Annotated in this window: 6 protein-coding genes and 4 pseudogenes; all 10 read left to right on the top strand. The window is 70.3% G+C overall.

What is annotated here, in order from left to right; translation table 11 throughout:
• Positions 1 to 22: 22 nt before the first annotated feature.
• The 10 genes and pseudogenes from hisI (at position 23) to ACRRRO_RS19135 (ending at position 13,420) form a co-directional block, all read left to right on the top strand.
• A complete protein-coding gene (hisI, locus tag ACRRRO_RS19180; protein ID WP_424789142.1) occupies positions 23 to 391 on the top strand; it encodes a phosphoribosyl-AMP cyclohydrolase in 369 nt (122 codons plus the stop codon).
• A complete protein-coding gene (locus tag ACRRRO_RS19175) occupies positions 388 to 1,974 on the top strand; it encodes an anthranilate synthase component I (protein ID WP_424789141.1) in 1,587 nt (528 codons plus the stop codon). Before hisI ends, ACRRRO_RS19175 begins: the two co-directional genes overlap by 4 nt.
• A gap of 25 nt (positions 1,975 to 1,999) precedes the next feature.
• Positions 2,000 to 2,785, top strand: coding sequence for a Trp biosynthesis-associated membrane protein (locus ACRRRO_RS19170; RefSeq protein ID WP_434080721.1), 786 nt, complete (start codon positions 2,000 to 2,002; stop codon positions 2,783 to 2,785).
• Positions 2,686 to 3,243, top strand: a complete 558-nt coding sequence (locus tag ACRRRO_RS19165) for an HGxxPAAW family protein (protein WP_434080720.1) — start codon at positions 2,686 to 2,688, stop codon at positions 3,241 to 3,243. The genes ACRRRO_RS19170 and ACRRRO_RS19165 overlap by 100 nt, the downstream gene beginning before the upstream one ends.
• Positions 3,240 to 4,057: pseudogene (trpC, locus tag ACRRRO_RS19160) on the top strand (indole-3-glycerol phosphate synthase TrpC). Before ACRRRO_RS19165 ends, trpC begins: the two are co-directional and overlap by 4 nt.
• Positions 4,054 to 5,304 carry a tryptophan synthase subunit beta gene (trpB, locus tag ACRRRO_RS19155; protein ID WP_424797899.1) on the top strand — a complete coding sequence of 417 codons (1,251 nt, stop codon included), beginning with the start codon at positions 4,054 to 4,056 and terminating at the stop codon, positions 5,302 to 5,304. Before trpC ends, trpB begins: the two are co-directional and overlap by 4 nt.
• A pseudogene (gene trpA / locus ACRRRO_RS19150) lies at positions 5,301 to 6,130 on the top strand (tryptophan synthase subunit alpha). Before trpB ends, trpA begins: the two are co-directional and overlap by 4 nt.
• Positions 6,130 to 7,248: a prolipoprotein diacylglyceryl transferase gene (gene lgt / locus ACRRRO_RS19145; protein WP_424797901.1), complete on the top strand. Its 1,119-nt coding sequence runs from the start codon at positions 6,130 to 6,132 to the stop codon at positions 7,246 to 7,248. The pseudogene trpA and the gene lgt overlap by 1 nt, the downstream one beginning before the upstream one ends.
• 121 nt (positions 7,249 to 7,369) lie before the next feature.
• Positions 7,370 to 11,954: pseudogene (gene gltB, locus ACRRRO_RS19140) on the top strand (glutamate synthase large subunit).
• Positions 11,947 to 13,420 (top strand): annotated as a pseudogene (locus tag ACRRRO_RS19135) (glutamate synthase subunit beta). The pseudogenes gltB and ACRRRO_RS19135 overlap by 8 nt, the downstream one beginning before the upstream one ends.
• Positions 13,421 to 13,456: the final 36 nt, after the last annotated feature.

Here is a 13,456-nt window from a genome sequence, read left to right as displayed (position 1 = left end):
GCGGGCGTGGGAGGATGACACCGTGCCTGAAGAATCCCCCGCAACGCTGGCGCCCGAGGTCGCCGCGCGATTGAAACGAGACGACCAGGGCCTGGTGGCCGCCGTCATCCAGGAGGAGAGCACCGCACGGGTGCTGATGGTCGGCTGGATGGACGATGAGGCCCTGCATCGCACCCTCACCTCCGGGCGGGTGACGTTCTGGTCCCGCTCCCGCGGCGAGTACTGGCGCAAGGGTGACACCTCGGGCAATGTCCAGGAAGTGCGCGGGGTGGAACTGGACTGTGACGGCGACGCGCTGCTGGTGCAGGTACGCCAGCACGGCCCGGCCTGTCACACCGGTACCCACAGTTGCTTCGACGCCGGCGGTGCACTCTCGGCGGTGCGGGCATGAACGCGCCCGCCCCGGGCACACCCAATTCGCCCACCGACCTGCCCTGGGGCCACACCTGGCCGACCCGGGAGGACTTCCTGACGATGGCTGCCGACCACCGAAGGGTGATCCCGGTGGTTCGCAGGCTGCTGGCCGACGACGTGACCCCGGTGGGCCTGTACCGCCGGCTCAGCGCGGGACGGGAGGGCACGTTCATCCTGGAGTCGGCCGGTGCCGACGGGGTCTGGTCGCGCTGGTCCTTCGTGGGCGTCCGGGCCCGGGCGGTACTGACGTGCCACCAGGGCCGGGCCCGTTGGCGCGGTGACGTCCCGGCCGGCATCCCCACCACCGGTCCGGTGCTCGAGGTGCTGCGTGAGGCGCTGGAGAAACTGCACACGCCCGCCATCGAGGGCCTACCGCCGCTGACCGGCGGCCTCGTCGGCTCGATGGGGTGGGACGTGATCCATCAATGGGAGCCCTCATTGCCCGGGCACGCCCCGGACGAGCTCGACGTACCGGAGGTGTGCCTGGGCCTGGTCAGCGACCTCGCCGCCGTCGACCACGCCGGGGGGTCGGTGTGGTTGATCGCCAACGCGATCAACTTCGATGACACCGACGCCCGCGTCGAGGAGGCCTACGACGACGCCGTGGCTCGCCTGGACGCCATGCAGGAGGCCATGGTCGCGCCCGCGCCCGCCCAGCCACTGGTCACCGGTGACGCCGCCGTCGAGCCCGATTTGCGGTTCCGCACCCCCAAGGAGGACTTCCTCTCCGGGGTGCGCACCGCCAAGCAGGCAATCGTGGACGGGGAGGTCTTCCAGGTGGTGTTGTCCCAGCGACTCGACCTGGACAGCCCCGCCGACCCGCTGGACGTCTACCGGGTGCTGCGCACCATCAACCCCAGCCCGTACATGTACTACCTGCACCTGGCCGACACCGAAGGGGAGGACTTCTATGTGGTGGGCTCCTCCCCGGAGACGCTGGTGAAGGTCGAGGGCCGCGAGGTGACCGGGTTCCCGATCGCGGGGTCCAGGCCCAGGGGAGCCACCCCGGCGCAGGACAAGGAACTGGCCGAGGAACTGCTCGCCGACCCCAAGGAACGGTCCGAGCACATCATGCTGGTGGACCTGGCCCGCAACGACCTGGGCCGGGTGTGCCAACCCGGCACGGTCACCGTGGTGGAACTGATGCAGGTGCTGCGCTACAGCCACATCATGCACATGGCCTCCACCGTCACCGGGCATCTGCGGCCCGACGCCACGGCGCTGGAGGCCTTCACCGCCACCTTCCCGGCGGGGACCCTTTCCGGCGCGCCGAAGGCACGGGCGATCGCGCTCATCGACGAGCTCGAACCGGCGCGCCGCGGGATCTACGGGGGTGCGGTGGGCTATTTCGACTTCGCCGGGGACATGGACATGGCGATCGCGATCCGCACCGCCGTGATCAAGAACGGGCGGGCCACCGTGCAGGCCGGCGGTGGGATCGTGGCCGACTCCGACCCCGAGAGCGAGTACGTCGAGTCCCGGAACAAGGCGGCGGCGGCTGTCCGGGCGGTGCAGCGGGCCGCGGGGGTGCGGACCGTGGTGGCCGGGGCGAGGGAATGAGCCGCGGCCGGATGGTCCTGGTGCGGTGCTGCTGGGCGCCGGCGCGTTCGGCCTGAGCCTGCTCACCTGGGTCGGTGCCGAGGCGGTGACGACACTGGGCCCCCAGCCGGTGCGGGTCTCCGGTGCCGGAGCGGCGCCCGTGGTGCCCAGCGCGGCCCTGGTCGTGGTGGTCGCGGGACTGGCCGTGGGTCTGTCCGGCCCGGTGGTGCGGATCCTCGCACCGGCAGCGGCGGCCCTGGCGGCGGTGGTGGCGCTGATCGCCGGGCTCGTGCTGATCGCCGACCCGGACCCGGCGGCGCGCTCGGCGGCCGGGGAGGTCGGCGGGGTCCGGGAGATCACCGGCGCGGCCGAACTGACCGTGTGGCCCTGGGTGGTGGTGGTGCTGCTGGCATCGACCGTCCTGGTGGCCCTGGTGTTGCCGTTCCGGGCCGGTACCTGGGCGCCGGCGGCGGCCAGATATGAGCGCGCTGTGGTGCGTCCCGAGGGTGCTGGGCCGGCCGGGACGCGCGCAAGCGGTGCTGCGACGGACAGGCCACTTCCCGGGCGGACTGGGATGCGCTCAGTAGTGGCCTGGATCCCAGCGCGACCGACGACGATGCGCACAGCGGGCATAGCGGGCACGACGAGCCCGGCGAGCGGGGCGCTGGGCGCGATGCCTCCGGTCGGGAGCGATAGGCTGTGTCCAGCCACATTCCAGGAGGATCTGCACCCATGTCGAACTCGTCCCAGTACCCGCCGTTGCCACCGTCCGAACCGCCGTCGCACGCCCCGCACGCCAACCACGGTGGGACACCGGCGGGTTGGGCGTTGATGGGCGTGTCGGCCGTGGGTGCGGTGATCGTGGCGATCGGGATCATCCTGCCGTCCAACCCGGTGATCCTGGCCGGCGTGATCGTGCTGGTGGTCGGTGCGGTGATCTCACTGGTGCTGCGCGGATTGGGGATGGGTCAACCGAGCCAGCCCGCGAGGCCGGACCCCGATGACGAGTTGGCGCACCTACGCAGCCCCGGTCCGATCGCCGCGAATCGCGCAAGTCCGACCTGCAGGGCGCCCCTCCCGAGGCACCGGAGGCTCACGACGGGAAGTCCCCGGCCGCCCAGGTCCAGTCCGCCGAGGGCGACGGGGGTCAGAACCGGGAGGCCGAGGCGCAGGACGCCGACAGGTAGTCCGACGCTCACGCGTTCCCATCCGGAGGCGTCGGGTCGGGCCCACGGTCATCCACACGACCTCGGGCCCCTACGATGGGACCGGGAGGAGAGTGCAGCGTGACTGTTCTGGAGGAGATCGTGGCAGGGGTCCGTGAGGATCTCGCCGCACGCGAGGCCGACGTGAGCCTCGATGAGCTCAAGCAGCGCGCGGACGCGCGCCCCCCTCGGCGATGCAGGCCCGCGAGGTCATCGCCAAGACCGATGCCGTCACGGTGATCGCCGAGGTCAAGCGGTCCAGCCCGTCCAAGGGCTCCCTGGCGCCGATCGACGATCCGGCGAAACTGGCCGCTGAGTACGAGGCCGGGGGAGCGTGCGTGATCAGCGTGCTCACCGAGTCCCGCCGGTTCGGTGGCTCCCTGGACGACCTGTCCGCAGTACGGGCCGTGGTGGACGTACCGGTACTGCGCAAGGACTTCATCGTCACGCCCTACCAGGTGTGGGAGGCCCGGGCCCACGGTGCCGACGTGGTGCTGCTGATCGTGGCGGCACTGGAGCAGAACGTGCTCACGGCCCTGACCGAGCGGATCCACTCGCTGGGGATGACCGCGCTGGTCGAGGCGCACACCGCCGAGGAGGTGGACCGCGCCGTGGACGCCGGGGCTTCGGTGCTGGGCATCAACGCCCGGAACCTGCACACCCTGGAGGTGGACCGGAACAGGTTCAACGAACTCGCCCCCCTGGTGCCCTCCGGCATCGTCAAGGTCGCGGCTTCGGGTGTGCGAGGGCCGCACGACGTGTTCGAGTACGCCCGCGCCGGTGCCGACGCGGTGCTGGTCGGGGAGGCGCTGGTGACCGGAGAAGATGCCCGGGCGGCGGTGGCGGACATGGTGGCCGCCGGTTCGCACCCGGCCCTGCGTGCGGTCCGGTCCCGATGACCCTGCGGGATCGCGCCGAGCAACTGCGCCTGGCCGTGGGCCCCTACTTCGGTGACTTCGGCGGCCGGTTCGTGGCCGAGGCTCTCATCGCCGCGCTGGACGACCTTTCCGCGGCCTGGGAGAAGGCCAGAACGGAGCCGGACTTCGCCGCCCGGTTGAACGCCCTGCACGCCGACTACACCGGCCGGCCGAGCCCGATCACCGAGGTGCCCCGGTTCGCCGAGCATGCCGGTGGAGTCCGGGTGCTGCTGAAGCGTGAGGACCTGAACCACACCGGCTCCCACAAGATCAATAACGTGCTCGGCCAGGCCCTGCTCACCGAGATGGTCGGCAAGAAGCGCATCATCGCCGAGACCGGCGCCGGGCAGCACGGCGTGGCCACGGCCACGGCGGCTGCCCTGTTCGGCCTGGAGTGCACGATCTACATGGGCGAGGAGGACACCCGGCGCCAGGCGTTGAACGTGGCCCGGATGCGCCTGCTCGGAGCGGAGGTAGTGCCGGTGCGCACCGGCACCCGCACCCTGAAGGACGCGATCAACGAGGCTTTCCGGGACTGGGTCACCAACGTCGAGACCACCAACTACGTCTTCGGAACGGTGGCGGGCCCGCACCCGTTCCCCACCATGGTGCGGGACCTGCAGAAGATCATCGGCACCGAGGCCCGGGCCCAGGTGCTGGAGCGCTACGGGGTACTCCCCGATGCGGTCGTGGCCTGCGTAGGTGGCGGATCGAATGCGATGGGCATCTTCCACGCCTTCCTCGATGATGCTCAGGTGCGCCTGATCGGTTGCGAGGCGGCCGGTGACGGGGTGGACACCGACCGGCACGCTGCCACCATCACCAAGGGCTCACCGGGCGTCTTCCATGGCGCACACTCCTATCTGCTGCAGGACGCCGACGGTCAGACCCTGCCCTCGCATTCGATCTCGGCCGGGTTGGACTACCCGGGGGTTGGCCCGGAGCATTCCTGGCTGGCCGATATCGGGCGTGCGCAGTACCGCCCCATCAGTGACACCGAGGCCATGGACGCCTTCGCGCTGTTGTGCCGCGCCGAAGGCATCATCCCGGCGATCGAGAGCGCCCACGCGTTGGCCGGGGCGTTGCAACTGGGCCCTGAACTGGCCGAGGCGGCCGGCGACGGCTCCGAGGCCACCCTGTTGGTGAGCCTGTCCGGGCGTGGTGACAAGGATGTGGCCACCGCGGCCGACTGGTTCGGCCTGATCGATGAGGAGCCGGACGCCGAATGAGCGCCACCGCTGCTGTACTCGATGCCGCCCGGGCCGAGGGCCGGGCCGCACTGATGGTCTATCTGCCGGTGGGCTACCCGGACCTGGAGGGTTCGATCGCCGCGGCCAAGGCCGCGGTGGCGGCCGGGGCGGACATCATCGAACTCGGACTGCCCTACTCCGATCCGGGCATGGACGGGCCGGTCATCCAGCAGACCGTGTGCAAGCGGCCCTGGACTCCGGCACCCGCACCACCGACGTCCTGCACGCCGTCCGCGAGGTCGCCGCCACCGGCGCCCCCACGCTCGTGATGACGTACTACAATCCGGTGCTGCGGTACGGGCTGCGCGAGTTCGCGCGGGACCTTGCGGCCGCCGGGGGAGCGGGCCTGATCACCCCGGACCTCATTCCCGATGAGGCCCAGGAGTGGATCAGTGCGGCGCAGGAGCATGACCTGGACCGGGTGTTCCTGGTGGCGCCCAGTTCCACCACCGAGCGTCTGGCGATGACGGCGGCGGCGTGCCGCGGCTTCGTCTACGCCGCCTCCACCATGGGGGTGACGGGCGCCCGGGCCGAAGTCGGGGCGCGCGCGGCGGATCTCGTCGCTGCGACCCGCGCCGCCGGTGCGAGCCGGGTGTGTGTGGGCCTTGGGGTCTCCAACGGCGTGCAGGCAGCCCAGGTGGCGGCCTACGCCGACGGGGTGATCGTGGGTTCGGCACTGGTCCGCACCCTGGTCCGCACCGATGGTGACCGGGACGCGGGCCTTGCTGACCTGAGTGCGCTGACCGCTGAGCTCGCCGAGGGCGTGCGCGCGGCTGACCGGTCGCCCGTGAGTCGGGAGCACTGATGGGCCAGTTGCTCGCCACCGCGGGTATCCCGAGTCCCGCTCAGGGGGTCTGGTACCTCGGGCCGTTGCCGTTGCGCGCCTACGCGCTGGCGATCTTGACCGGGATCCTGCTCGCGAGCATCATCACCATCCGGCGATACCGGGCCAGGGGCGGCCCGGACGGGGCGTTCGCGGACATGCTGATCGTCGCCGTCCCGGCGGGCATCATCGGTGCCCGGATCTACCACGTGCTCACCCATTACCCCTCCTACTTCGGGCCCGGTGCGGACCCGCTGGAGGCGCTGTACATCTGGCGCGGGGGTCTGGCGATCATCGGTGCCATCGCCCTGGGCACCCTGGCCGGCTGGCTGGTACTGCGTCGCAAGGGCCTGCGCCTGGCTCCGATGGCCGATGCCATCGCGCCGGCGCTGCTGGTCGCCCAGGCGGTGGGCCGGCTGGGCAACTACTTCAACCAGGAACTCTTCGGTGGTCCCACCGACCTGCCGTGGGGCCTGCAGATCGACGGGCACATCCTGGCCGCGCACGGCCTCGAGGCGGGCACGCTGGTTCACCCGACGTTCCTGTACGAACTCATCTGGAACCTGTTCATGGCGGCGCTGCTGGTGCTGTTGGACCGGCGTCTGCGGCTCGGCGGTGGCCAGGTGTTCGCCCTGTATGTGCTGATGTACGCCTCGGGGCGGTTCTGGATCGAGGGGCTGCGGATGGACCCGGCCCTGGAGTTCGCCGGTATCCGGCTGAACGCCTGGGCTGCCCTCGGCCTGGCGGTGGCGGCGCTGATCGCGTTCGTGGTACTGCGCAGGCGGGGCTCCCACCACGACACGAGTGTGTGGCTGCCGGGGCGCGAGCCCGCGGACGAAGAGGTGGGCGAGGGCCACGACGACGAGGCATCCGGCGACCGCAAGCCGACTCACCACGACGAGGCACCCGGTGACGGCGAGCCGTCACCCGGCGACCAGGGACCGGGTGACGGCGAGTCGTCACCCGGCGACGAGGCACCCGGTGACGGCGGGTCGACAGACGACGACACCGCGGCGGGGACGAGCCCCGGTCGGGGCACGGGGGCGCACATCGACCCCGATGCCTCCACGATCGATCCGGAGGACGTGGGTAGGGCCTAGTGACCCTTCACGGCTTGACAGCATAGGTACTGTAAATCCGTTATGGGCTTATCTTGCCCAACCTTCAAGAGTCGGTAAAGTCCACCAGATGATCTGACCTGGTGGCGGCAAGGATGATCGGATGAGCGGTAGCCCGCAGCACGCAGGACCCTACGCAACGTACAGCGCCATCCCTCCGGCGCACGGACTGTACGATCCCGCCGCCGAACGTGACGCCTGTGGAGTTGCGTTCGTGGCCACGCTGCGGGGCACGCCCGGTCGCGACATCGTCGACGCCGGACTTCGCGCACTGGCGAACCTGGACCACCGGGGCGCGGTCGGCGCCGAGGCGGACTCCGGCGACGGCGCGGGCATTCTGACCCAGGTCCCCGACGCGTTCGTGCGAGCGGTGATCGAGGCGGAACTTCCGGCCGCCGGGTACTACGCCATCGGGATGGCGTTCCTGCCGCTGGACGCAGCCGGCGCCGACAGTGCTGCGGAGCAGGTGGAGCGGATCGCCGCCGAGGAGAGCCTGGACGTACTCGCTTGGCGGGATGTGCCGGTGCAGGACGGCCTGGTCGGACCCACCGCCCGGGCCTGCATGCCCACCTTCCGCCATCTCGTGGTCGCCGATGCGGCCGGCGCCCTGCACGGGCTGGATCTGGACCGGCGGACCTACCGGCTGCGCAAGCGGGCCGAGCACGAGGCCGGGGTGTACTTCGCCTCCCTGTCATCCCGCACGCTGGTGTACAAGGGCATGGTCACTACCACCCCAGTTGGAACCGTTCTTCGCCGACCTATCCGATCCGCGATTCGCCTCCGAGATCGCGCTGGTGCACTCCCGGTTCTCCACCAACACCTTCCCCTCCTGGCCACTGGCGCAACCGTTCCGTGCGGTGGCGCACAACGGGGAGATCAACACCGTGCGCGGGAACCGGAACTGGATGGCTGCCCGGGAGGGCACCCTGGCCTCCCCTGCGCTCGGTGACCTGGCGCCGCTGATGCCGGTGTGCCGTGAGGAGCAGAGCGACTCGGCCAGTTTCGATGAGGTGCTGGAACTGCTACACCTTGGGGGTCGGTCCCTTCCGCACGCGGTGCTGATGATGATTCCCGAGGCGTGGGAGAACCACACCTCGATGAACGCGCAGCGACGCGCGTTCTACGCCTATCACGGCGCCCTCATGGAGCCCTGGGACGGACCTGCGGCGATGTGCTTCACCGACGGGCGCTACATCGGCGCGGTGCTGGACCGCAACGGGCTGCGCCCGGGCAGGTACTGGATCACCGCCGACGGACTGGTGGTCCTGGCCAGCGAGTCCGGCGTGCTCGACCTGCCCGCCGCCGAGGTGGTGCGCAAGGGACGACTCGCCCCGGGCCGGATGTTCCTGGTGGACACCGGCGCCGGCCGGGTGATCGAGGATGAGGAGATCAAGTCCGAACTGGCCCGGGCCCATCCCTACCAGACGTGGCTGGCAGACAACCAGATCAACCTGGAGGACCTGCCCGAGCGGGAGCACGTGGCGCACTCCCGGTCCTCGGTGCTGCGCCGGCAGCAAACCTTCGGATACACGGAGGAGGAACTGCGCATCCTGTTGCGGCCGCTGGCGGCCACCGGTGCGGAGGCACTGGGGTCGATGGGTACCGATACGCCGATCGCGGTCCTCTCCGAGCGCCCCCGCCTGCTGTTCGACTACTTCTCCCAGCTCTTCGCCCAGGTGACGAACCCGCCGCTGGACGCCATCCGCGAGGAACTCGTCACCGCCGTCGGCGGGGCCATCGGTCCCGAGCCCAATCTGCTGGAGGCCACCCCCGAGCATGCCCGCAAACTCGTGCTCCCCTTCCCTGTCATCGACAACGATCAACTCGCCAAGATCAAGAACGTCCACCGCACCCCGGGCCCGGGGCGAGGCTTCGCCGCGGTGACGATCTCCGGGCTGTACCGGGTGGAGGGCGGCGCGAGCGCGCTGCAGGCCCGCTTGGAGGAGATCTTCGCCGAAGTCGACGCCGCGATCGAGCAGGGCAGCAGTTTCGTGGTGCTCTCCGACCGTGACTCGGACGCCCTCCTGGCTCCGATCCCGTCCCTGCTGCTGTGCGCGGCCGTGCACCACCACACCCTGCGCAAGCACACCCGCACCCGGATCAGCCTGCTGGTCGAGGCCGGTGACGTGCGCGAGGTACACCATGTGGCCCTGTTGGTCGGATACGGCGCCGCCGCGGTGAACCCGTATCTGGCGATGGAGTCGGTGGAGGAACTGGTCCACTCCGGTGTGCTCAGCGACATCTCCGCGGAACGGGCCGTGCACAATCTCATCAAGGGACTGGGCAAGGGAGTCCTGAAGGTGATGAGCAAGATGGGCATCTCCACCATGGCCTCCTACCGTGGTGCCCAGGTGTTCCAGGCACTCGGGCTGGCCCAGGACCTCGTCGACCGCTACTTCACGGCGACCTCGACGCCCCTGGGTGGGGTGGGCCTGGAGGTGCTGGCCGCCGAGGTGGCGGCCCGGCACGCCACCGCCTATCCCCGAAGTGGTATCGCCCCGGCGCACCGGCGGCTGCAGATCGGAGGGGAGTACCAGTGGCGCCGCGAGGGCGAACCCCACCTGTTCGACCCCGAGACGGTCTTCCGTCTGCAGCACTCGACCAGGACCCGCAACTATGAGTTGTACAAGGACTACACGCACCGGGTGGACTCCCAGGCCAGCAGGTTGATGACGCTGCGAGGGCTGTTCACCTTCGCCGACTCCGGGCGCGCGCCGATCGGGATCGACGATGTCGAACCGGTCAGCGAGATCGTGAAACGGTTCTCCACCGGGGCGATGTCCTACGGATCCATCTCCGCCGAGGCCCACGAGACGCTGGCGATCGCGATGAACCGGCTCGGAGCCAAGTCCAACACCGGAGAGGGCGGGGAGGACACCGAGCGACTCCTCGACCCACGACGACGCAGCGCGATCAAGCAGATCGCCTCCGGGCGGTTCGGGGTGACCTCGGAGTACCTGGTGCACGCCCAGGACCTGCAGATCAAGATGGCCCAGGGCGCCAAACCCGGTGAGGGCGGGCAGTTACCCGGGGCGAAGGTCTATCCCTGGGTGGCCAAGACCCGGCACGCCACCCCCGGGGTCGGGCTGATCTCACCGCCACCCCACCACGACATCTATTCGATCGAGGACATCGCCCAACTCATCCATGACCTCAAGAACGCCAACCCCGCGGCCCGGGTGCACGTCAAACTCGTCTCCGAGATCGGCGTGGGCACGGTCGCGGCCGGCGTGTCCAAGGCGCACGCGGACGTGGTGCTGATCTCCGGCCATGACGGCGGTACCGGTGCGAGCCCGCTGACCTCGCTCAAGCACGCCGGGGCGCCGTGGGAGATCGGCCTGGCCCAGACCCAGCAGACCCTGGTGCTGAACAACCTGCGGGACCGGATCGTGGTCCAGACCGACGGCCAGCTCAAGACGGGCCGGGACGTGGTCATCGCGGCCCTGTTGGGCGCGGAGGAGTACGGGTTCGCCACCGCCCCGCTGGTGGTCTCGGGCTGCGTGATGATGCGCGTGTGCCACCAGGACACCTGCCCGGTGGGGGTGGCCACCCAGAACCCGGACCTGCGCGCGCGCTTCACCGGCCGACCCGAGGACGTGGTCACCTTCTTCGAGTACGTGGCACAGGAGGTTCGGGAGATCCTGGCCTCACTCGGGCTGCGGTCGCTGGATGAGGCGATCGGAGAGGTCGACCTGCTCGACACCTCCGCCGCGGTGGACCACTGGAAGGCCGCCGGACTGGACCTCACCCCGATCCTGGCCAAGCCGTCACTGCCGCCGGGGTCCCATCCACGGCAACGGATCAGCCAGGACCACGCGCTGGATCGGGCGTTGGACGTCGACCTCATCGCCCGCGCCGACGCCGCCCTGGAACGGGGCGAACCGGTGCAGATCGAGGTCGGTGTACGCAACATCAACCGCACCGTGGGCACCATGCTCGGTCACGAGGTGACCCGCCGTTACGGGGGCGAGGGTCTGCCCCGGGACACCATCGACGTCACCCTGTACGGATCGGCCGGGCAGTCCCTGGGAGCGTTCCTGCCGCCGGGGATCACCCTGCGCCTGTTCGGGGACGCCAACGACTACGTCGGCAAGGGTCTGTCCGGTGGACGGGTGGTGGTACGGCCACCGGCCGAGGCCACCTTCAACGCCGCCGCGAACGTCATCGCCGGGAACGTGATCGCCTACGGGGCCACCTCCGGCCAGGTGTTCCTGCGCGGCACCGCCGGGGAGCGGTTCGGGGTGCGCAACTCCGGCGCCACCCTCGTGGTCGAGGGCGTCGGTGACCACGGATGTGAGTACATGACCGGCGGCACGGTGGTGGTACTGGGCGGAACGGGGCGCAACTTCGCCGCCGGCATGTCCGGGGGGACGGCCTTCGTGCTGGACCTCGAGGCGGAGCTGATCAACGCCCAGGCCCTGGCGTCGGGGGACCTGAACCTGTCCGGTGTCAGCGCTGCGGACGTGGCGGAACTGACCGCGCTGCTCACCGAGTACGCCGAGCAGACCGACTCCCCGGTGGCCAAACACCTCCTGGCCGATCCCGAAGACCTGGCCCGTCGCTTCACCAAGGTGGTGCCGCTGGCCTTCACCCGCGTCACCGACGTGCTCGCCGAGGTCGAGGCCGCCGGCGCGGACCTGAGTGAACCCGATATCTGGAACCGAGTGCTGGAGGCGACCCATGGCTGATCCCCGAGGCTTCCTGCGGGTGCGCGAACGCGAACTGCCCGCCAGCCGACCCGGTACCGGTGCGGATCCGGGACTGGAAGGAGGTGCAAGAGCGTCGCGCGGAGGACTCGGCGATGCTCACCCGGCAGGCGAGCCGCTGCATGGATTGCGGCATCCCCTTCTGTCACAACGGCTGCCCGCTGGGCAACCTGATCCCGGAGTGGAACGACCTGGCCCGCACCGGCCGGTGGGACGAGGCGATCGAGCGGCTGCACGCCACGAACAACTTCCCCGACTTCACCGGGAGACTGTGCCCCGCGCCCTGCGAGACCAGTTGCGTGCTCGGGATCAACCAGCCGCCGGTGACGATCAAGAACATCGAGCAGACCATCATCGACGTCGCCTTCGACAAGGGCCTGGTCACCCCGCAGATCCCGGACCGACTCACCGGCTCCACCGTGGCGGTGATCGGCTCCGGCCCTGCCGGGCTCGCCGCCGCCCAGCAACTGACCCGGGCCGGGCACACCGTGGCGGTCTTCGAACGGTCGGACCGGGTCGGCGGGCTGCTGCGCTACGGGATCCCGGAGTTCAAGATGGAGAAGCGTCACCTGGATGCCAGGCTGGCGCAGATGGAGGCCGAGGGAACCCGGTTCCGTCCCCGGGTGGACATTGGCGGTCCGGGCCACCTCAGCGGCGCCGACCTGCGTGAGCGGTATGACGCGGTCGTGCTGGCCATGGGCACCGAGTTGGCCCGCGACCTTCCCGTACCCGGGCGCGACGTGGCCGGGATCCATCAGGCGATGGAGTTCCTGCCCCAGGCCAACCGGGCCGCTGTGGGTGAGGACGTCCCCGATCAGATCCTGGCGACCGACGCCGATGTGGTGGTGATCGGCGGCGGTGACACCGGCGCCGACTGCGTGGGTACCGCGCACCGTCAGGGAGCGCGCTCGGTGCTGCAACTGGAGATCATGCCCCAGCCACCGGTCGAACGTCCGGAGAACCAGCCCTGGCCGACCCACCCGATGCTGTACCGCGTCTCCAGCGCCCACGAGGAGGGTGGAGAACGCGTCTACGCCACTTCCACCGCGGAGTTCCTGGCCGACGACGACGGCCGGGTGCGGGCGCTGCGGGTGGTGGAGGTGGACCTCAGTTCCGGACGCCTGGAGCCGATCGAGGGGACCGAGCGGGAGATCCCGGCACAACTGGTCCTGCTGGCGATGGGCTTCACCGGTGTGCCCGCCGACGGCTTGCTGAGCCAACTCGGGGTGGAGGTCGATGAGCGGGGCCGGATCGTCCGCGGTGAGGACTTCGGCACCAGCGTGCCCGGCGTCTACGTGGCCGGCGACTGTGGCCGCGGGCAGTCCCTGATCGTGTGGGCGATCGCGGAGGGCAGATCGGCGGCGGCGTCGGTGGACTCCTACCTGCGTGGGCACACCGAACTTCCCGCCCCGATCGCGGCCGGCACGGTAGCGATGAAAGTCGGGTGAGCGGCCCGGGGCAGTGGCACGAGCCACCCCGCAGAC

The organism is Sanguibacter sp. Z1732 (assembly GCF_051020515.1).
Lineage (GTDB): Bacteria > Actinomycetota > Actinomycetes > Actinomycetales > Beutenbergiaceae > CALKWS01.
This window is presented reverse-complemented; position numbering and strand designations above follow the sequence as displayed.